Genomic DNA, 22,273 nt, shown 5'->3' on the forward strand with positions numbered 1-22,273 from the left:
AAATGATTGAGACGAAATTGGAAATTAATGATAAAATAGGGTATCTGCTCTTTAAGAAAGGGATTATTGATGCAGCAACGCTTGACAAAGCACTTAACGCAAAATTCAATGATCGAAATAAGTTAAAGCGTAATCTAGCACAGATCCTGGTAGATGACTTTAAATATGAGCACGATGCAATATTCAGAGAAGTAGCAATTCTCTATGCTTTCAGGGAACTTGATATCGACCTGCAGACAATTCAGCCAAACTACCTCGATTCAATCCGCAATATGATGGAAAGCGGTGGCGAAGAGCTGAAAGAATTAATGCTTAAAGAAAACATCATACCATTTATGTATGATGAGCAGGTAAAGGATAAGTTGATAATTGCTGCGACTGATCCCACAAATAAAAATGTTCAAAAAGTTGCTTTCGGTTTAAATACAAAGAAGCACGAAGTAATTTTTATTAAGAAGAAAGATTACGATCAGCTTATCGAAAAACTATTCCCTCCGGAAAATGAATTCCTGAAAAATATTTCAGAAGATTATGAGAATTTCATCCCGGCCGAGGAAAGGGAAGATCTCGATGAAGAAGAACTTGATGCGGAAATAAATAAAAGTGCTCTTATCAATCTTGTCGAAGGTGCGCTTGTCGAGGCAGTACGAAAAGGAGCGAGTGACATTCACTTTATCCCATGCAGCGGTCACCGCACTGAAATATATATGAGAATTGATGGTACTTTGCGTTTGTGGCATGTCCAGGAAAACACTTTACCGGAAGCAGTGATCGCAGTAGTTAAGGATCGTGGAAAAGGGATGGACAGGTTTGAACGTGAAATGGCACAGGATGGTTTTATCCAAAGAGCAATTGATAATTATATAATCAGGTTCAGAGTTTCAGTTCTTCCTATGGTTGGAACGGAGCTGAAGAATAAGTTCGAAAGTGTTGTAATAAGAATACTGGATGACAGAAAAGTTATTAAAGATCTTGAAAAGCTTGGACTAACAGGAGTTGCAAAACAAAAATTCGTTAAAGCAATCAATCAACCACAAGGAATGGTTATTCTTACCGGACCCACGGGAAGCGGTAAAAGTACAACACTCGTTGCAGCACTATTCCAGGTGATTAATCCTGAAGTGAATGTACTGACTGTTGAAGATCCTGTCGAGTACGTTATTGAAGGTGCGCGTCAGCTTAAGATTGGTTACAAGATGAATTTTGAACAAGCAATCAGATCGATTTTACGACATGACCCTGACATAGTGCTCGTTGGTGAGATGAGAGATAAGGAAACAGCAGAGACCGCTATTAAACTTGCTAATACAGGTCACCTTACATTCTCAACATTACATACTAACGACGCTCCCAGTGCTGTATCAAGATTATTTAAAATGGGAATCGAACCATTCCTGATTGCTTATGCAATTAACTTAATTGTTGCTCAAAGACTCGTTCGCAAGTTATGTCCAAAATGCAAAAAACGAGTAACAGAACATGATGAAGATTATCTGGAAGCTGTGGGAATAAATCCTGAGGAATGGAAGCAATTTGAAACTTATCGTGCTGTCGGCTGCGATGAATGCAGTGGCACAGGATACAAAGGTCGAATGGCAATTCATGAAGCATTCTATTTTTCCAAAGAGATAAGACATCTGATAGTTAAATCGGGTGAAGAAGTAAATGAAGAGGCACTAAAGGCACAAGCAAAGAAAGATGGAACATTAAACTTAAGAGAATCCGGACTTGAAAAGGTTAAACTTGGAATGACTTCGATTGAAGAAGTAATTTCATCAACAACTGAAGATTAATTTTTTCAGGTTTTAAGTAAGTTTTACTAAATGGTTGGGTTGTTTTGGTCGTTAAAAATTTTTACAAGTGGTTATAAATTTATCAGAAATCAGCATTTTTTCTGCTAAGGGGAAGTTTTTATGACCTATTATTATGTTTTCGGTTGGAATAAAACATGTTAGTAACTAAAACTGAGTAGAGAGTTAAAAGCAAAATTAAGGTTGTAAGTTGATAGTCAAAGAAGAAAAAAAGATTTTATCAGATTTTTGTGCACGAATACCCGAATCCGTCTACGGACCAGATCGTGTTGCTTACATTCTTGAAAATAGTGGTAAGCTCAAGGAAGAAGAAATAGTTCTTTTAAGGAAATTCATTAATAAGATCCTCACCTCTATGATTGAACGTGATGCTTCTGACATAGAAATCGGGGGTCATGGTAATGAAGGTTACATCTGGATGAGGATATATGGTAAACTCGAAAGAGTAAAAGACCTTCCGCAATTCACCGAAGATGAGTCAGCGCTACTTATTGCAAATATGTTTAATTCTAATCAGAAGAAATATATCGCTGCAACAAGGAATCTCGACTTCAGTTATACTTTTTTTTATGAGCGAAGAAAAATCAATGTAAGATTCAGAGCAGATGCATATTTTGATCTCGATACTCTTGCGTGTAGTATGAGAGCGATCAATACTACAATACGTCCTCTTGCCTCCTTGGACTTCCATCAGAATGCAATTAAATACCTTAGTCATAATTATATTAAATTTGGTTTAACATTAATCACAGGTATTACCGGTTCAGGTAAGTCGACAACACTTGATTCAATTGTTGATTACCACAATAAGTTTGACCCGGCTCACGTAATTATAATTGCGGCACCTATTGAGTATGTTCACAGTTCCAACTTTTGCATGATTAAACACAGGGAAGTTGGCAGAGATGTTTTATCCTTTAAAGAAGGAGTTGTTCAATCATTAAGACAGGATCCGGATATAATCATAATTGGTGAAATGAGAGACCCGGACACGATAATGGCTGCACTCGAGGTAACAGATACAGGTCATAAAGTCTTCTCAACATTACATACTTCATCGGCCACCGAATCTATCGAAAGAATTATAGCTGAAGTGGATGCACATGAACAGGAAAGAGTACGGAACAGGTTGGCTGATGTGCTGGTTTCTGTTATATCTCAGAAACTTGTTCCAAGCCTTGATGGAAAAGTGATTTTAGCGAAAGAAGTACTAATAATGACGCCCAGCGTTAAAGCCGCTATAAAAAATAACAATCTTAGTGAAATATATATGATGATCAACCAGGGTGGCCCGATGGGTATGGTTACAATGGAACAGGATTTAAAACGTTTATACGATCAGAAAAGAATATCGCTGGAAACTGCGATTACTTATGCAAATAATAAAACAAGAATAAACCAATTATTGACTGCAAAATGAAACCAGTAATTTCAATATATTGTGAAAGCAATGACATCAAGCTGGCCGTCATTAATAAAAGCGCGGCGACCGGAAAGCCGGCCATATTAAAAACGGCCTCGATCAGTCATTCAAAATCTTCAAGCCTGGATAAGCCCGGCGGTGGCTTTAGCGTGGAAGAAGAAACTCTTGATCTGGAAGGACTAGAAGGTTCTCTCTCTACAAAAAGTGATCTTGATTTATCCGGGATGAATGAACTTAATGCTGCACTTAGCGGGCTCAATCTTAACAAGCATCTGTTCCTTCCCGCTCTAACAGAGCCAAGCATTTATTATCACCTTTACGAAGGTGAAAGGCCAGATAACCCTGCCAAGCTCAAACAGGCAATTATCAATGATATTCTTGAGTCCAAAAACATAGCTGTTGATAAAAGCAGCATTGATTATGTTGAGCTTTCCGATAAAGCTTTGCTGGCAGTTTTCGTGACCGAAAACATCCCCTGCGCGAGCATGATAAACTCACTTGCACGTCAAAAGGGAAAACGAGGGTTTAACATCCCAACTATAAAAAGCTCCGACATATCCCTCGCATATTATGTGGCCAAACGTAAAAAGTTTTTCCCCGATGATCATTCTTTGATTGTTTATATAGGTAAAGAATACAGCAAGTTGATTTTCCTTCAGGGAAGAAGAATTAAACATATCGGAACCACTCTTGATATTGGAACGCAAAACCTTCACACTTACGATGTTTATTTTTCGAAGATATTACTTGAGAGGGAAAGTGGTGGAATATCTTCGCTTGATAATATAATCGTCTGCGGTGAAGACGATTCCGAGAATATTATTCTGTCATTCTACGGAACATTTCCGGAAGCAAATGTAAGCCGCCTTGAATTTGATGACCTGGATTTGTCTGCACTCGATGAAGAATCAAAGGAAAAATTTTCAACATTCAGTATTCCGGTTGCAGTAGCACTTGATTATTATGATGAATTAAACAAAGAGCATCAGGGACTGCATATCCTTCCAAAATATATTAAGGAAGAACAGAAGGTATTTCAATTTTCCTGGCATGGATATGCGTTACTTCCACTTTTATTTATTGCCGCATTCTTCATAACTCAAAAAATATTGAACAATAATAAACAGCTCACAGAACTCGATAAAGATATAGAAGCTAAAACAATTTTGATGAGGCAAAATCAGGAGGTGCTGGTAAAGATAGCTAACCTCGAAGGCAAAATTGGAAGTTTCGGACAGACTGTTGCAATCCTTGATTCTGCTGCCGTCGGAACGGGAGTCTGGAAAGAACTTATAAAACAAGTTTCCGGATTTTGCCAGACCAGCAATAATTTGTGGCTGTCTAAAGTGAGTAACGAAGGTGATAGAGTTAATGCCGAAGGTTATTCATTAACAAGAAATTCTCTTACTGATTTTGCATATTCCATTAAAGACGCAGTGTTACAGAGCATGATATACGAAGAGTTAAGGGAAAGGAGTGCATACAGGTTCAATTTAAATTTCCAAATTTCAAATCAGAAGTACCAAAATGAATAAGAAATTGATTAGCACTCTTAGTGTTCTTGCACTACTGATTATCATCCTGGTTGCTGGTGGCATTTATATATTTGTCATTCAGAAGGGAGATATAACAGAAAGACAAGAAAAACTTGATGAGTTGAGTAAGAATGTTTACGATCCGGTTGAGTTAGAGGACAGGTATAACAATCTGCAGAAACAATCTGCCGAACTGGACTCAATACTGGCTAATCGGAAGTTTAACATTCCGCAAAACATCTCTTCAATCAAGTTTTATAATTTCGTTAACAACATAGTTGCTAACTTCCCCCGGGAAACAACTGTTAATATTGAATATATCGGACAGACTCCGGACAAGGAATTTTTCTTCCACGAATATAAACTGACTGGAGCGGGCAACTATAACGACTTCTATAAACTGGTTTATGCGATTGAGCAGAGCAAGGAGCTTAAGAAGATCAGTAAGGTTGCTTTGTCCAATCTGGTTAAAACAGATGAAGAGGTGCCACTGTTCCTTGTAAGTTTTGAGATGATGGCAAAAGTTTATTTCTCATCTGATAACCGTTTTGCTCCGGCTGAATATGCTGAAAATAATCTTGGCACCGGACCGGTTTACGATGCTTTCTATCCACTCATAAGAAACGAAATTCCTCCAAACGTGGATAATTTACTTGATGTTCAGGGAGCCAGATTGCTTGCGCTCATACCTGAAGGGGCTTTTGTGGCCGATAATAAGGGCAATACATATTTGGTTTGGGAGGGTGAACAGGTTTACCTGGGATACCTTACTAAGATTGACTATGATAATAACACGGTCAGCTTCATCCTTAATAAGGGTGGAATCATAGAACAAGTAACTCTCGAATTAGACAGAAATTTAAATAAAAAATAAGAGTATAAGTATGAAAAACATTATAACTTACTTCGTTATATCAATTTTCATCGTCCTTCAGGCGTCTCCTCAGGAATATTGGGAGCGAAGATTTAAAACAAGCCAGAACCCGGACGAGCTGGTGACAATGTCCGAAACACTTCCTTTTGACCAGGCGATTGAATTACTCAGTAAAGTAAGCGAAAGCGTTACTGGTAGAGGAATTGTTGCAACGGTAGATAGGAAGGATCCAATCGGCATTGAAATTATAAATATGCCTTATGATAAAGCTTTACTAATGATAGTAAATTTTGCTGGCCTTCAATATGAAATGAAAGAAGACGTTATTATCGTAAAGTCAAAAGCAAAAGATGAGGTTGAAAAAACTCCGGACACTTATGCACCGCCAACACAAAGAGAAGTAAAAATATCTGCTCTGTTCTGCGAGATAGATGTTGTGGAAGCACGAAAAGTTGGACTTGATTGGAGATTTTTATTATCCGGCGATCAAACCAATCTTGCAGGTGTTTTGAGAAGCGAAACTGAGATTGATCCGAATGCACAACAAGGTGGAGGAGGTCAGCAGCAAAATCAAGGTCTTCAACCAGAATTTAAATTAGGCGTTACATCTGACTTTCAGATAGGTGATTTTTTCGGACAGGCAACTGCTGTATTTAAATTTTTCGAACAAAACAATTTAGGTGAAATTATTTCTAATCCTAGTATCGTAGTCAGAGACCGGAATGAAGGTAAAATTCAGATCGGATCAGATTTCTCAGTTAGAACAAGAGATTTTGCCGGCAATACTACAGAACAATTCTTTCCGACAGGAACGATAATAAACGTAACCCCTTATATACACAAGGAAAATGGATTGGACTATGCATTATTGGATATAGCTGTTGAAAGAAGTTCATTCCAGACAAGTGAGTTAACCACAGAAATTAGAAAAACACAGGCTCAAACTCAGGTTCTCATGCTTGATGGCGAAGAAACAGCTATCGGCGGTTTGTTTCTTAATGAAGAAGCTGTTGTTCGTAATGGAATTCCATTCTTAAAAGATTTACCATGGTGGGTATTTGGTATTCGATATCTCACAGGATATGATCAGACCACAATCAGAAAAAAAGAACTTGTTATACTCCTAAAATTAGAACTTGTGCCCACACTTCAGGAAAGATTTGAAAATCCTCAGTGGGAAAATGTACTTGGAAGAGAAATGGATGGAGGCAGGACCAAAATTAAGTTGTACGAGTTTGAATCCAGTGAAGAAACCCCTTAACAAATGGAATCGATTCTGATTGTTGATGACGATATTAATTTATGCAATTTTCTGTCGGATGAGTTAAATGCAATCGGATACGATACCAGGTATTTAACAGATGGAGAAAGTGCAGTAGAGTACTTAAAAGAGTATAATCCCGATCTCATTCTTCTTGACCTTAACATGCCCGGGAAAAATGGTTTTGATGTTCAGAAAGAAATCAGCAACATCCCGGGCTTCAAATCTAAAGTAATTGTTTTAACCGCTCAGTCAGATGTAAAAAGTGCTATTGAATGTGCACAGCTTGGTGCCTCTGATTTTCTTTGCAAACCATATGATTTAACAGAACTACTTTCAACAATCAATAAAGTAAGTCAAAAATAAGTTCTCACACTTTAAAAGAGTGATAGATGAAGATCAGTTTCAGAATATTGCTAATCAACTTTCTCATAGTCGCTTTGATTCTGGGCTCTTCATTTATTGTATTCTATTCAATCATTTATGATGTTTTAACAAATTATCAAACACGAAATCTGCGTCAATCTGCCAGCAGCCTGGTAAACGTGAATAAGCAGCTTCAGGACGGAATAGAAGATGACTTTATTTCACTTTACACAAAGGGGATAGATGCGGTTTGGTCGGGTCAAAACTTCCAATCGAGAAATCTTGATTTTGTTATTGAACTGAAAAATGATTTAGTTACTCGCTATGTTGTTAAAAACAATATTTACCTTCCTCAGAAAGAACTCAGCAGAAGAGATTTTACAAATTCCAACCCATATATATTGTTAATGTCCTATACTTCACCGGATGGGAAGGAATATTTATATGGAAGGGCAATTAATAATGAAATGGTTGATGATATTGCACAGCGGGTAAATTCAGAAATTGCCCTAGTCTGGGATGGTTTTGTTGCTGATTTTTCTAACCAACAAATGAATCAGAAATATCTGCATGTACTGAATTTGGCTGCAGAGGATCTTAAATCGAAAAGCAATTTTGATCTTTATATGCAAGGAACGGAATCAGAAGATATTCTTGCCACTGTTTATAAACCAACAATCGAGGGGAATGAAAGTAATTTTTCTTATTTAATTTTTTCCACATTCGCTGATGCCGGAGAGCTCAGATCCACCCTGAGAAATATATTCATAATTATAGGGTTAGTCGGCATATCGCTCTCATTAATTTTTACGATGGTTTTTACCGACAAGATGAGAAAGCAGTTTACTGCACTGAGTAAAGCTACTGAACAAACATATTCAGGGAAATTCGATAATAAAATTGAAATCAAAAGTAAAGATGAAATTGGCAAACTGGGGATGGCCTTTAATAAAATGCTGGACGAACTGAAAAAGAAAGAAGTGGCAAGAAATGAATACGCCGAGTTTATAACTTTAATAAATCAGAACCCGACATTGAAAGAAATCTCGGATGAAGCATTAAAGAAGATTTTGGATGCCGGTGATTTTATCATTGGAGGCCTTTACAGTGTTGACGAGGAAATTAAATTGATCTCCGCATATGGATTGAACGCGGAATTTACTGAGCGACCTGAAAACTCAGCCTTCTTTAAAAAAGTTCTTGAAACGAAACAAAGTATGGAACTGTTAGACGAAGAAACTCTCCCGGTAGTATCTGCGGGCCTGGTAGAAATAAAATTAAAATATCTTTTATTTCTCCCGATAGTTTACAATAATAAACCAGTAGCTCTGCTGGAACTTGGTTCGCTGACTAAACCACGGGAAGAGGTAAGAGATTATCTTGAAAAAATAAAAGATCAATTAGCCATTGGCATAACCAATGCAAGAGCTTTGTTGCAGCTTGAAAAACTTGTCAATGAGCTAAAGACACTTAATGAAGAGTATCAAAAACAGAACAATCAAATAAAAGAGCAGAATGAAACTCTGTTATATCTCCACAGCGAGTTAACAGCCCAGGCTGAAGAATTAGAAAAGCAAAGACAAAAAGCTATTGAGTTAACTGATGCAAAATCTAAATTCCTTGCGAATATGTCCCATGAACTCAGAACTCCGATGAATTCTATACTGGGATTAACTGAATTGATGCTGGAAAAAGTTGATCTTGAACCGCGTAACAAAGAACGCTTAGAAGTGGTGCTCAGCAGTGGAAAGAGACTGATGATGCTCATAAATGATATCCTGGATCTTTCAAAGATTGAAGCGGGAAAAATTGATTTAAATCTGGAAGATGTTTTGCTTGATGAGATTTTGACCGAAGTCTCTGTAGCAGTAGCCCCTCTCGCAGCCGAAAAAAATATAACTTTTGATGTTATAAGAAATATTGATACTCATACAGTTATAAGTACTGACCGGGGAAAGGTAGTTCAGGTATTAATGAATCTGCTTGGTAATGCAGTCAAGTATACAGATCAGGGTCAGATAACGCTGAGGGTTTCAATCGGAAACCAAATGATTAATTTTGAAGTGATTGATACTGGAATTGGAATTCCGAAAGATGATATAGACCTCATATTCGAAGAATTTCAGCGTGTAAATAATTCTAAAGCAAGGAAACGCGGCGGAACTGGTTTAGGGCTTGCGATCAGCAAAAAACTTGCAGATGTTCTAAGCGGCAGCCTGACTGTAAAAAGTGAAATTAATAAAGGCTCCACATTTACATTCTCAATTCCATTTAACCAGGTTGTTTTACACATAGATAAAAAGCATTACAGGCCAACTAATGTTTTTGTTAATGCGAAGGAGAAAAATTTCATTCTGGTTATTGATCAGGAGAAAAGATTAAGAGCATCTGTAAAACAGGATTTGCTTACAATTGGATATGAACTTGAATTTGCTGAGGAAGAGGCAGGTGCTCTGTCGTTTGAAAGCAACAGAATCCCTCTTGCCATTATGGTTGATGCTACCCTATCATGCAATGATGTTTGGAACACGTTGATAGCTTTGAAGAAAAATATTCATACAAATAACATCCCGGTTATTTTAGTATCAACAATGCTCGAAGCAAACCTTGGATATTGTTTTGATGCCTTTGACTATGTATTAAAACCGGTAACAATAGAAGCCCTTTCGCAACCAATTTCCAGACTGACGAATCTTTTGAAAAAGAAGATTAATAAAATTATTGTGGTTGATGATAATGAGGAGGAGTTCAACAGTTATGCGAATTCGGTGCGGAAAGAGGACATGAGAATTGAATTATTGAAACCAAACGAAAATGTAATATCACGTATTGTTGAAACCCAGCCGGATGTGGTGATAATTAATTTAACGAATTCAGGAAAAGATACTATTAAACTTACTCATCAACTAAAATCAACATCAGTTTCAGGGCATATCCCGGTAATCATTGGTTTAGATAATAAGATAACAGAAGACCAGAAGAGATTACTTAACGAAAGTTTAGAACAAATTATTTTAAAATCCGAATATCATCCTATTGATGCATTTCATTCTGTTAGCAACTGGATTGAAATACAAAGACTGGCGAGCGCTGCCTATGAAAGTGTTTCTGATATTCGGGATGGATCTAATGATAAACAAAAACTAATCCGTGAGCCTTCAGAGAATCAGCAAGCTGATTTGAATATTTTGATTGTGGATGATGATTCGAACACTTTGTTTACTCTTGCCGAAATTGTAAGATCAGCAAACTGTAAACCTATCCTTGCAAATAATGGAAAAGAATGCCTGGAAATTCTCGAAGATAAAATTCCCGACCTGATATTTCTGGATATAATTATGCCTGAAATGGATGGCTTTAAAACGATCAAACAAATTAAGAAGAATGAAAAGTGGTCTGATATTCCGGTATTTGCTGTAACTGCTAAAGCAATGAAAGAAGATAATGAGATAATTATCAGACATGGTTTTTCCGATTACATACCGAAGCCTGTAAATCCTGCACTTGTTACTCACAAGATCCAAACTGTAATTGCTCAGTTAAAGACTACCTGAAATGAAAAAAATTCTTGTAATTGATGACCTACCCGAAAATGTATTCATACTTCAGGACCGGCTTGTTCAGGAAGGATATGATGTAATCACAGCCTGTGATGGAAATGAAGGAATTGAAAAAGCTTATGAAACTTTCCCGGATCTTATTCTGCTTGATGTGATGATGCCGGACATAAGTGGTTTTGAGGTTTGTAAGATTCTCTCAACAAACGAAAAGACTAAGCATATACCGATAATTCTTGTTACAGCAAAAGCAAGTGCTGAAGACACAAAAGAGGGTCTGGAGTCAGGTGCATTTGATTATATAAAAAAACCATTCAACAGAATCGAATTGATGGCAAGGGTAAAATCAGCTCTAAAATTATCTGAAGCAAATAAACAACTCCTCGAGATCGAAAAGAAAACAACTTATATTGCTACTATTGTAACCGCCAATCATAAAATAAAACAACCACTTACCCTGCTAAGTCTTTCATCTGCAGCTCTTAAAAACGAATTAGAAAAAGACTCCATATCTAAGGAAGCCATATTAAGCAGGCTAAAATATATCGATGCAGCTATAAAAGATATTGGCGATGTTCTTAATAAATTAAACTCTATCACCAAACCGGAATTGTCCGACTACGCCAAGGATGTAAAAATGATTAGAGTTGAAGAAGAGGATAAGATTAAATAAATTTTCTTATTGTTGCCAGCATCGATTCGAACTCGTACGGTTTATTTAACTGACCATTAATCTTATAGACTGATAGCTCCGACTCATTACTTGCCCACATACTACCGGATGATAAAATAATCGGAATATCAATATTGAGTTTCCTGATTTCTGCTATAGTTTCAATGCCTGTCATACCCGGCATATTATAATCGATTATTGCAAGATCAACTTTAATTTCTTCGAGAAGAACTGTCAATACCTCCTTTCCTGAAGAAACTTTTATAACTGAATATCCGTTTGTTTCAAGAAGTTCGGCTAACAAATCCCCGAGCATTGGTTCATCATCTGCAAGCAGAATTATTTTTTCCCCGGAATCTGATTCTGATTGTTTTTCTTTGGGAGGTTCAAAAGCCGGAATGTATACATCAAAGGTAGTCCCTGCACCAGGTCTGCTCGTCACATCGATAATTCCATTGTGAGCTTTTATAATTCCATAAGAAACATACAAACCTAATCCCGAGCCTGTGTCTTTAGACTTAGTTGAAAAATATGGATCGAAAATTTTTGTAAGATGCTTTTCATCAATGCCGGTCCCATCATCCATTACAGAAAATTTAACATAGCTGCCAATTTTTAAAAGAGGAAGGAAGGCAATATTGTTCTCATCAATGGAAATGTTCTTTGCGGTGATTTTAATGTGACCTTTCTCATTGGTAGCTTCCTTTGCATTTACGCAAAGATTGAGAAGCACCTGATAAATTTCCGTTCCGTTTCCAATTATATCAAAAAGATGTTCATCGATATCCTCTGTAAGCGTGATGGTTCTTGGGAATGTTTGAGTTACGATTTTAGTTATTTCATTCAACAACTGGTGAGGTTTAACGAGCTCTTTTCTTTTCGGCGTTGGTTTTCCAAACGAAAGCAAACCTTTGGTCAGGTCACGGGCTCTGACTGAGCAGTTTTCAATATTGTCAATCAGCTTTTGAACATTTTCGGATTGATCTACACGCTTCCTGAGTAAATTGACACTCCCAAAAATGCTTGAAAGAAGATTGCCAAAATCATGCGCCATTCCGCTTGAAAGCTTTCCGATCGTTTCCAGCTTCTGTGCCTGCAACAACCTGTTTTCAAGTGCTGTATTTAAGTTCCTCGTACTAATATTGCTTATAACGAATGTTAGTAGAATTGCGAATTGTTCGAGCAGTTTTATCTCATCATTAGTAAAAGTGTTTTTTCTTTTGCCAACAATTAATGATGCAATTAATTTCTTTTCAAAAACACAGGGTGAAATTATCAGGTTATCACAGCCAATTGAAGCAGCTAAATTACTACCAAGATTATTTTTCTGATTAGTCGCTATCAGCGAGGATTTGTTATGCAGCAACCATTTTGAAATGAATTTATAGTCCGAGTTAATAACCTTCTCAACATCGTGTTTCCTATGTATTATATTTTTAGGATCGAGATACTTAAACTCTCTTCCTGAGCTTTCATTTAAGAATGTGATTATCCCGAGATCAGCCTTTATGAGCGAAACGGATTTAGATAAGATTTCCCCCGATAGAATATCAATTGAATTCTCTTTTACAAGTAATGTTAATATATCCTGAAGAGCGCTGCGAAAATCTATATCGCTTGCCTTTAGATCAGGAAAAGAAATCTTCTCTTCTAATTCTGTTGAGGGTTCTGTAAGCTCTATTTTATAGTTATCAGGAGTATCTTTTTTTGATTTATTTAGAAGAGGTGTGATATGCAGGACTTTATTTAATTGAGGTATATGTCTGTAAACGGATTTTGTGTAAGAAGGGTCGATTGATTTTTCTATCCCAAAGGAACTTAATAGGCTAACGAGATCTTTACCTTTTAATCTTATCCCAGTAAAATTTTCTTTAAAGTTTTTGTTGAACCAAATTATTCTCAACTTACTATCAGTTATAGCTACCGGAACATTTTCCCCGAAGATAAGTTCAGGCGAATATTTGGCAATTATGCTCGAAGGCATTAAAGTTTAAACGGGCTTTAATTCATATTTCTTGATTTTTGTGTAGAGAGTCTTTGGGCTTATACCAAGCTGGTTAGCAGTCTGCGTTCTATCCCATCTGTTTTTATCCAGCACCTTCTTGATGTGCCATCGCTCAAGCTCTTCCATGCTCAAAATTTCCTCTGCATGTTCGATGTCAGTATGCTTTCTTGTTTGAACCTGGTATGACTGCGGGAGATTCAGATCTTCAGGATAGATAATATCACCTTCAGCAAATATTAAAGCTCTTTCGATTATGTGTTCCAACTCTCTAATGTTTCCGTTGAATGAATAACCAATCAGAAGATCCTCTGCTTCCTGTGAGAGATGCTTTGGTGAACGAATCGGAGATTTTTCTTTAATGAAATGATTTGCAAGCAGAAGAATGTCTTCTTTTCTATCTCTCAATGGCGGAATGGTAAGTGTAATAACATTCAGTCTGAAAAGTAAATCCTTCCTGAAATTTTTGTTGTCTGCTTCTTCAAGAAGATTTCTGTTTGTAGCACCAATGACTCTTACGTTTGAAGTTAGAGTAGTAATTCCTCCAATTCTTCTGTACTCGCCGTTCTCAAGGAATCGCAATAGCTTTGGCTGGAGGGCAAGACTAAGTTCACCTATTTCATCAAGGAATAAAGTACCGCCATGGGCAATTTCTACCAGACCTTGCTTGGTATTTTTAGCGTCAGTAAAGGCTCCTTTTTCGTGTCCGAAGAGTTCACTTTCGATTAGCTGATCAGGTAAAGAAGCACAGTTTATTACAACAAATGGTTTGTCTTTTCTCGCAGAGTGTTTATGAATGTATTCTGCCAGTAATTCTTTACCGGTTCCTGTTTCTCCTTCAATTAATATGTTTGAATCTGAAATTGCTGCTTTATTTGCAAGGGTTAGTACTCTCTTAAGCTGAGTACTATTTCCTATAATATTTTCAGATCCTTTTTTACTAATTTCTTTTGTTAAAATTTCAGTTTTAACTAGAAGCTCTTTGTGTTCAAGAGCTCTGCCGACTGTGAGCATTAGATCATCGAATTCGTAAGGCTTTGTTATAAAATCATAAGCTCCGGATTTAATGCATTCGATAGCTTTTCTCATTTCTCCCTGTGCGGATAGTATGATTACCTGCAAAGAAGCGCTGTAATCTTTTACGAATTTGAGTACCTCTTCTCCCTGAACCTCTTTCATATTCAAATCGAGGAGAAGAATATCATAGTTTGTCCTTTTTATCGATTCAATTGCATATTTACCATCGTAAACCGCATCAACTTCAAATCCTTCTTCAAGGAGCTGTTCCTTCAATAAGTAACAGAGGGTTTCATCATCATCACATACTAAAATTTTGGAATTTTTAAGGGAAGCCATAATTACCGCCAATCGATTTGGGTGTTAAAAACTTTATTTTGTATTAGATTTATCAACTTGCTATATTTGCATTCCTTTTTGAAAAGGGCGCGTAGCTCAGGGGTAGAGCATCTGCCTTTTAAGCAGAGGGTCGGTGGTTCGAACCCACCCGCGCTCACTCTATTTTATTTCCCCATAATTATTTACAAAGATCAACCACTCTAAAAAATTAGTTAAATAGCATTCAATATTAATACTTATAAGTAAAATTTACAAGCTTAACTAATTCCTTTTATTTTAGCATTATTTTGAATTAATACGGGTTTTTGACATAATTGCTCTGGCACTATTTTAGAAATAATAGTCTTTCTTTCATTATAGCGGATTTTTTATGGGCGAAGTGGTTTTCTGGACAATTATCAGGGCAGCCATTACTATAGCGGGTTTATGGATTTTGAAAGCACAAATTGACTTCCAACTCTGGCTTCTGATAAGTGTTGCAGCGGTTTATGTACTAATTGTTCATCCCGCAATGGTTAGCTACAGATGGTTTGAAGAACACAATAAAAAAGTAATCGAATCAACTCTTTGCTCAAGCTGCAAACATTTCGATCCTTCTGCTGTTTTGTGTATCAAGTATGATAAGCATCCAACCGAAAACTATGTCCCTTGTGAGGGTGTTGATTGGGAACCAAAATAATATTATAAAGTTGCTATTAAATTGTAAAATCTTAATAGCTTAGTAAAAGAGAACATCTATGAAAAAGTATTTCCTCATTCCGGTTTCTATTTTATTTCTGATTATAGCCTGTGATCCGGAAGAATTAATAAGTGAGTTTGGAGATTCAATTATAACGGCAAAGTCCAAAGTCGGTGAAGTGTTGAACAAAGCACAAAGTGATTTTACAGGTGATGCCAGGCTTGCATCAATTTACGGATTAAATGTTAGTAACAAAGGAGAAGTTGATTTACTTAAACCGACTGAGAATGCATTTGTTTATGTGGTTCAATCTGATTCAGAAATGACAAATGAATTTTATATTCCTGTTTATAACTCTGGCCCTGTAAAATCGCCGATAAATTTTAATGATATGCTTTCATTTATAAAAAACCAGCAGGCAAAGGATATTTTAGGTCTCGCGTTAAACAAGCTTTCGGGAATAAATATTTCGGCTTCAGTTTCGTATGATGATAGTCCGCAGATAATTAATACTATGTTGGCAAGAGCAGATGTTACAACTTTTAGATCAGCAAATCCTGACAGCAAAATTGATATGTTTTTGATTCCGAGTAAGTCGATAGACACATTAAATTTAAGGAACGATGCAGACTGGATTGTAAACTTCTATGGAGAATCTTCTTCACTTGTACTTTGGCTTCACCCGGGAACAGTTAATGGTGATATAACAGTTTTATCTAATTAAAAAATTCTTTACACGATAAGCACCAGATAATTATTGTAGCTTATCAGTCTTCTATAATCTCAATACTTCCTTTCGGTGGCAGTTTTATTGTGTAATCTGTTCGTAATTTGTTGGTAAGATAATTATCACGAAGCCACGGGTTGAACATTTTCAAAATAAAATAATTGATTCCAAGGCTTTCAGCATAATCAGCAAGATCTGCAACAGAACTGTCAAGCGTTACTTCAGTAAACTCGATTGGTTCATATTTCTCATCATCTTTTATATCAAAACCGTACTTCTCAGGATTTTGGAGAATGTATTTAAGGGATACTATCCTTGCTACAAACCTGGAAGTTTCAGAGTTCAATACTAAATTGAAATAACTTTTTGCTTTCTGCCTTTCCTGCTGTTTCATAACACCATCTTGACCCATGTTATATGAAGCTGCTGAAGTTATCCAGCTTCCCAACATATTATAGGAGTCCTGCAGATATTTGCACGCAGCTTCGGTGGATTTTTCAACGTGATATCTTTCATCAACCTGTGAATTAATTTCGAGTCCGTACTTTTCACCGGCTTCTTTCATAAACTGCCAGAAACCGGTAGCGCCCGCAGGAGAAACAACATTTTCCAGATTACTTTCTGCAACGGATAGATATTTAAAGTCATCTGGAATATTATTTTTCTTTAAGATTGGCTCAATTACCGGGAACCATCTGTATGCTCTTTTTATAGCAAGTATTGTTGCTGAATGCCAGTATGTATTTGATAAAAACTCTCTTTCCATTCTTTCATAAACTTCAAAGTTATCAGTCGGGATTTTTTCTCCGGCAAATTCAAGATATGTTGGTATTTCAGGTGAAATAATTCTATAGCCCTGCGGAAAAGTTTCATCGGGATTGCCATTAGCGTTAGTAATATTGTTGGAAAGTAAAAATGTAATTATTAAGAATCCCAAACCAATTGTTACTGTAATTCCAAGAAAGAAAAAGTATAAGTTCGATTTATTATTTTTCATATAGAGTTCCGCTGTGTTTTAGTATTTTTGTTATAGTTTTCTGTTGCGATTATATAGATTTTAAATCTAAAAGGAAAAACCAATCGGCATATTTTACCATGGATGAGAACATCAACCTGGAAATAAGATCTTCGAAGCAGTACAATCCTCAGATGCACTCTGCTGAACACATACTTAATCAAACAATGGTAAGAATGTTTAATTGTGGAAGATCATTCAGCAATCATATCGAAAAGAAAAAATCAAAATGTGATTATCATTTTAACAGAAATTTAACTTCGGAAGAAATAGAACAGATCAACTTAAAAGTAAACGAAGTTATTCAAGGGGACTTACTTGTTAAAGAAGAGTTTTATTTGAAAGAAGAAGCGGAGAAAATATTTAATCTTTCAAGGCTTCCCGATGATGCCGGCGATAAAGTTAGAGTAATTAAAATAGGAGACTATGATACCTGTCCCTGCAGTGGTCTGCATGTTGATCGTACAAAAGAAATTGGCAGCTTCAAAATAATTTCCACAAGTTTTGAAGACGGAGTGTTGAGAATCAGATTTAAACTGCTAAACAATATTTAATCTACTTAATAAAGAAAAATTCCTGTTAAATAATTATCTCAGAAAGGAAAAATCAATGAAGATAGGGAAATTACTTCTACTGAATGCACTTTTAATATTTAACTTTAGTACTATAATTTTATCCCAGGAAAATCCGTTTCAGTTGTCACTCTTCGACCCGATTCAAATAGTACCAAACAATGAATCAATAAGCGGCATAAGAATTAATTTTATATACTCAAAGAATGCAAACATAACCGGATTAGATGTTGGACTGGTAAATGTAACCACGGGCAAACAGTTAGGAGTCCAGTGGGGAGCCGTTGATATAACAGAAGGTGGATTTACCGGATGGCAAGGAGGGTGGATTGTAAATATTTCCAAGGGGGATTTCGTGGGTTTACAAACAGCTTTTGTTAATTACCATGGCGCACATTTCAATGGCCTTCAATTGTCCCTGGTGAATTATGCTGCTACTCTTGAAGGGCTTCAGCTTGGATTGATAAATATTATTGGAAGCGGTGGATTCCTTCCGGTGTTTCCGTTTTTTAATTTTGATTTTGATTAAAAAAAATTCGGAGAAGCACTTTGAAATATTTATCTGACATTCTTTCAACCTTTATTCTTGCTATCTCTTTTATTGTCACTGGATGTGATAGTAATATTAATACCATTGAAACAGCCTCCCCTGATGGAAAAATTAAAGTAAAATTTGTACTGTCAGATAAAGGCAGAGCAGGTTATTTCATTGAATTCAATAATCAAAGAGTAATTGATACTTCCAGTGTTGGCTTTGATTTTAACGAAACCGAATCTTTCGACGAAAATCTTGAAATCATAAATTCATATACTTCATCCTTTGACGAAACATGGGAAACTATCTGGGGAGAACAAAGGTTCGTCAGAAATAATTATAAAGAACTGAAAATTGAATTGAATGAAAAAAATGAGACTGGAAGAACCTGCTTTCTCGTTTTCAGAGTTTTTGATGATGGTGTAGGTTTCAGGTTTGAGTTTCCTGAACAGAAAAATTTAACAGACGTTACAATTCTCGATGAAAATACTCAGTTTAAATTAACCGGAGATCATACTACCTGGTGGTCTCCCGGTGATTGGGATATTTATGAGCATCTTTTTAATACAACAAAGTTCAGTGATATTGACGCGCTTTCAAAAAGAGGAAACGAAGCGCTAGCACAAACATATATTCCTGAAAATGCTGTAAATCTTCCTGTTACAATGAAAACCGCCGAAGGAATTTATATCAGTATTCTGGAGGCCAATCTTACTAACTATGCTGATATGACTTTGAAAGTTGGTAAAGAAAATCTTCTCTTCCAGAGTGAGCTTGTTGGAAATGATTCGGGAATAAAAGTAAAAACCAAAACTCCCTTCGTTACTCCCTGGAGATTGATTTTAATTTCTGATAAGGCAACGGATCTTGTATGCTCAAGAACTATATTAAATCTTAATGAACCAAATAAACTTGAAGATGTATCCTGGATCAAGCCGACAAAGTATGTGGGGATATGGTGGGAAATGCATCTTGGTAAAAGTACATGGGATATGAAGAGCGGAAGACACGGTGCAACAACAGAAAATGCAAAAAGATATGTTGACTTTGCCTCTAACAACGGAATTGGAGCAGTGTTAATTGAAGGTTGGAACACGGGTTGGGAAAACTGGTTCGGCACTCACGATCGGGAAGGTATTTTTGATTTCGTTACTCCATATCCCGATTATAATTTGTATGAAGTCGTTCAATACGCAAAAGAAAGAAATGTTCAGATCATTATGCACCATGAAACTTCTGCAGCAATAATGACTTATGAAAAACAAATGGATACTGCGTTTGCACTTTGTAAAAGTTTAGGAATTCACGCTGTCAAAACAGGGTACGTTGGACAAATTCTTCCTGACGGAGAATATCATCACGGACAGTGGATGGTTAATCATTATAGAAAAGTAATGGAGAAAGCAGCAGAGTATCAGATGATGGTCAATGTTCACGAACCAATAAAGCCAACGGGACTTAGAAGAACTTATCCGAACTTGATCAGCGCAGAGGGTTTGAGAGGTCAGGAATTTAATGCCTGGTCACCTGATGGTGGAAATCCGCCTGAGCATTTGACAATAGTTCCTTTTACGAGAATGCTTGCTGGTCCGATTGATTATACGCCCGGGATCTTCGATATAAAATTAGATAAGTATAAAAAAGAAAATCAGGTTAACACAACTCTTGTCCATCAGCTTGCACTTTATGTTGTAATTTATAGTCCGTTGCAAATGGCTGCAGATCTTCCTGAAAATTATGAGGGTCATCCCACATTTCAATTCATCAGGGATGTTGGCGTTGATTGGGATACCTCAATTGTATTGAACGGTGAGATCGGAGATTTTATTACCATTGCGAGAAAAGAACGAAACACAGACAAATGGTTTCTTGGAAGCATCACTGATGAAAATGAAAGAGTGATAAATATTTCACTGAACTTTTTAGATGTTGGGAAAAAATATACGGCCGTAATTTATTCAGATGGAACCGATTCTCACTGGGATAAAAATCCGACTTCATACAAAATCGAAAACAAGATAGTTAACAATTCAGACACATTGAATTTAAAACTTGCACCTGGTGGAGGAACTGCAATTAGTTTTATACCAGAAGAATGAATAGATAAAGTGTGGCTGTCACTCCCGCTTGTCGGGAATTCGAGTGTAGCTGCTCAGATTCCGGACTCGTCCGCTAATCGTAGACTTCGCCGGAATGACAATCCCCGGTAAATAATTATAATTTATAATGGGTTCTTTATGCTTGAATATTTAGATTGGATTTTAATAGCTGCATACTTTGTAATTGTATTTCTTGTTGCTTTCTGGTCATCATTCAGCAAGAAAAGAAAGAGTAAAGATTCATCCGATTACTTTCTAGCAGGAAGAAATGTCGGCTGGTTTATAATTGGTGCTTCACTTTTTGCTTCGAACATTGGAAGCGAACATCTGGTGGGTCTAGCAGGAACTGGAGCTGCAAGCGGAGTTGCAGTTGGACAATTTGAAATTCTCGCATCATTAATTCTTCTAATTCTCGGTTGGTTGTTCGTTCCGTTCTATCTGAAGAGTGGAGTTTTTACTATGCCGGAATTTCTTGAGCGAAGATATTCTTCCGGTGCCCGCTGGTATCTTGCTGTCATTTCAATCGTGGGATATGTTCTCACAAAAATTTCTGTTACAATTGCTGCCGGTGGAATTGTTTTTGAATCACTGATGGGAATTGAATTCTGGACAGGTGCGCTTATCGTTGTAATCATAACCGGGATTTATACTGTGCTTGGAGGGCTTCGAGCTGTTCTTTACACTGATATGGTTCAGATGTTTATTCTTATTGGCGGAGCAATTACTGTAACAGTTGTTGGGTTAATTGAACTAGGTGGATTCAACGAACTTTACAACCACGCTGGTGCAGGATTTTTCAGTCTCTGGAAACCAATAAGCGATCCGAATTTTCCCTGGACGGGAATTATTTTCGGTGCACCGATACTTGGAGTATGGTACTGGTGTACTGACCAGTTCATTGTGCAAAGAGTTCTGTCAGGAAAAAATATTAATGAATCCAGGAGAGGAACAATTTTCGCGGGTTATTTAAAACTTCTTCCGCTTTTTCTTTTTGTAATTCCCGGCGTGATTGCTTATGCTTTAACTCAAAGAGGAGATATAACCTTAAGCAAACCAGATGAAGCATTACCAACATTAATTGGTGCACTATTACCGGTCGGATTAAAAGGGATCGTTGTTGCGGGACTGCTTGCAGCGTTGATGAGTTCGCTTTCTTCTGTATTTAATTCCTGTTCAACGTTAATTACTTGGGATATTTATAAAAAACTTAAGCCTGAGTCCAGTGAGAAAACTTTGGTTCTTGTCGGAAGAATTGCAACAATAGTTTTAGTTGGATTTGGTTTGCTTTGGATACCGATGATGAAATTAATTTCCGGACAGATTTATCAATACCTTCAAAGCGTTCAGGCATATATTTCACCACCAATAGCCGCAATATTTTTAATCGGGGTTCTTTCAAAAAGAGTTAACTCACAGGGAGCGATTGCCGCACTAGCAACAGGATTCGTATTGGGAATTGCAAGATTAATACTTGAATTGAATAAGGGATTATTGAGCGGATTTTTGTTCAATTATGCTGATCTCAATTTTCTTCACTTTGCTTTCATGTTATTTCTGATTTGTACATTGGTTTTGGTGGTGGTCAGTTATTTAACCGCTGTTCCATCATTTCAAAAAGTTGAAGGACTAACAATTCATACAGTAACAGATAAAAGTGGAAATGAAGACAAAGTTTGGAAGAAAAGAGATTTTATTCTCTCGGTGTTGTTAATTCTTTGTGTCGGATTAATCTGGATTTATTTTAGTTAAAATAAGTGCGACTCATTTTAAAGTGAGTCGCACATATAT

General features: G+C 36.6%; 17 protein-coding genes and 1 tRNA gene. 15 read left to right on the forward strand and 3 right to left on the reverse strand.

From position 1 onward, the window contains the following. Window positions 1-2: 2 nt before the first annotated feature. The 8 genes from IPM14_02355 (at window position 3) to IPM14_02390 (ending at window position 11,500) form a co-directional block, all read left to right on the forward strand. Complete coding sequence (locus IPM14_02355) at window positions 3-1,793, forward strand: type II/IV secretion system protein (GenBank protein ID MBK9096963.1); 1,791 nt, start codon at window positions 3-5, stop codon at window positions 1,791-1,793. Between the two features lie 208 nt (window positions 1,794-2,001). Then, complete coding sequence (locus IPM14_02360) at window positions 2,002-3,231, forward strand: PilT/PilU family type 4a pilus ATPase (protein ID MBK9096964.1); 1,230 nt, start codon at window positions 2,002-2,004, stop codon at window positions 3,229-3,231. Beyond that, window positions 3,228-4,769: a hypothetical protein gene (locus IPM14_02365; protein ID MBK9096965.1), complete on the forward strand. Its 1,542-nt coding sequence runs from the start codon at window positions 3,228-3,230 to the stop codon at window positions 4,767-4,769. Before IPM14_02360 ends, IPM14_02365 begins: the two co-directional genes overlap by 4 nt. Continuing rightward, the gene (locus tag IPM14_02370; GenBank protein ID MBK9096966.1) at window positions 4,762-5,643 is read left to right on the forward strand and encodes a hypothetical protein; all 882 of its coding nucleotides are present in this window, start codon (window positions 4,762-4,764) and stop codon (window positions 5,641-5,643) included. Before IPM14_02365 ends, IPM14_02370 begins: the two co-directional genes overlap by 8 nt. A 10-nt stretch (window positions 5,644-5,653) precedes the next feature. Beyond that, window positions 5,654-6,904 carry a type II and III secretion system protein gene (locus IPM14_02375; protein ID MBK9096967.1) on the forward strand — a complete coding sequence of 417 codons (1,251 nt, stop codon included), beginning with the start codon at window positions 5,654-5,656 and terminating at the stop codon, window positions 6,902-6,904. Window positions 6,905-6,907: 3 nt separating this feature from the next. Next, the gene (locus IPM14_02380) at window positions 6,908-7,270 is read left to right on the forward strand and encodes a response regulator (protein ID MBK9096968.1); all 363 of its coding nucleotides are present in this window, start codon (window positions 6,908-6,910) and stop codon (window positions 7,268-7,270) included. Window positions 7,271-7,296: 26 nt separating this feature from the next. Beyond that, window positions 7,297-10,824 carry a response regulator gene (locus IPM14_02385; GenBank protein MBK9096969.1) on the forward strand — a complete coding sequence of 1,176 codons (3,528 nt, stop codon included), beginning with the start codon at window positions 7,297-7,299 and terminating at the stop codon, window positions 10,822-10,824. 1 nt (window position 10,825) lies between these two features. Further along, a complete protein-coding gene (locus IPM14_02390; GenBank protein MBK9096970.1) occupies window positions 10,826-11,500 on the forward strand; it encodes a response regulator in 675 nt (224 codons plus the stop codon). Here IPM14_02390 and IPM14_02395 read toward each other — a convergent pair. Both IPM14_02395 and IPM14_02400 read right to left on the reverse strand, forming a co-directional pair. Beyond that, on the reverse strand, window positions 11,493-13,484 hold the full coding sequence (locus tag IPM14_02395) for a response regulator (protein MBK9096971.1): 1,992 nt from the start codon (window positions 13,482-13,484) through the stop codon (window positions 11,493-11,495). The genes IPM14_02390 and IPM14_02395 overlap by 8 nt on opposite strands. 6 nt (window positions 13,485-13,490) lie before the next feature. Then, window positions 13,491-14,858, reverse strand: coding sequence for a sigma-54-dependent Fis family transcriptional regulator (locus tag IPM14_02400; protein MBK9096972.1), 1,368 nt, complete (start codon window positions 14,856-14,858; stop codon window positions 13,491-13,493). Window positions 14,859-14,943: 85 nt separating this feature from the next. On the opposite strand from IPM14_02400, the gene IPM14_02405 reads away from it, so the two are divergent. From IPM14_02405 to IPM14_02415, 3 genes are all read left to right on the forward strand, one after another. Then, window positions 14,944-15,015, forward strand: a tRNA-Lys gene (locus IPM14_02405). Window positions 15,016-15,228: 213 nt separating this feature from the next. Then, the gene (locus tag IPM14_02410) at window positions 15,229-15,537 is read left to right on the forward strand and encodes a hypothetical protein (GenBank protein MBK9096973.1); all 309 of its coding nucleotides are present in this window, start codon (window positions 15,229-15,231) and stop codon (window positions 15,535-15,537) included. Between the two features lie 58 nt (window positions 15,538-15,595). Then, the gene (locus tag IPM14_02415; protein MBK9096974.1) at window positions 15,596-16,261 is read left to right on the forward strand and encodes a hypothetical protein; all 666 of its coding nucleotides are present in this window, start codon (window positions 15,596-15,598) and stop codon (window positions 16,259-16,261) included. A gap of 43 nt (window positions 16,262-16,304) precedes the next feature. On the opposite strand, the gene IPM14_02420 is transcribed toward IPM14_02415, so the two are convergent. Further along, on the reverse strand, window positions 16,305-17,261 hold the full coding sequence (locus IPM14_02420; GenBank protein MBK9096975.1) for a lytic transglycosylase domain-containing protein: 957 nt from the start codon (window positions 17,259-17,261) through the stop codon (window positions 16,305-16,307). Window positions 17,262-17,359: 98 nt separating this feature from the next. On the opposite strand from IPM14_02420, the gene IPM14_02425 reads away from it, so the two are divergent. The 4 genes from IPM14_02425 to IPM14_02440 all read left to right on the forward strand — a co-directional run bounded on the left by IPM14_02425 (window position 17,360) and on the right by IPM14_02440 (window position 22,234). After that, window positions 17,360-17,833 carry a hypothetical protein gene (locus tag IPM14_02425; protein ID MBK9096976.1) on the forward strand — a complete coding sequence of 158 codons (474 nt, stop codon included), beginning with the start codon at window positions 17,360-17,362 and terminating at the stop codon, window positions 17,831-17,833. 55 nt (window positions 17,834-17,888) lie between these two features. After that, the gene (locus IPM14_02430; protein MBK9096977.1) at window positions 17,889-18,380 is read left to right on the forward strand and encodes a hypothetical protein; all 492 of its coding nucleotides are present in this window, start codon (window positions 17,889-17,891) and stop codon (window positions 18,378-18,380) included. 38 nt (window positions 18,381-18,418) lie between these two features. Then, on the forward strand, window positions 18,419-20,485 hold the full coding sequence (locus IPM14_02435) for a glycoside hydrolase family 97 protein (protein ID MBK9096978.1): 2,067 nt from the start codon (window positions 18,419-18,421) through the stop codon (window positions 20,483-20,485). A 138-nt stretch (window positions 20,486-20,623) separates the two neighbouring features. Further along, a complete protein-coding gene (locus IPM14_02440; GenBank protein ID MBK9096979.1) occupies window positions 20,624-22,234 on the forward strand; it encodes a sodium/solute symporter in 1,611 nt (536 codons plus the stop codon). The last annotated feature ends 39 nt before the right edge of the window (window positions 22,235-22,273 follow it).

The organism is bacterium (assembly GCA_016716565.1).
Classification (GTDB): Bacteria; Bacteroidota; Ignavibacteria; order Ignavibacteriales; family Ignavibacteriaceae; genus IGN2.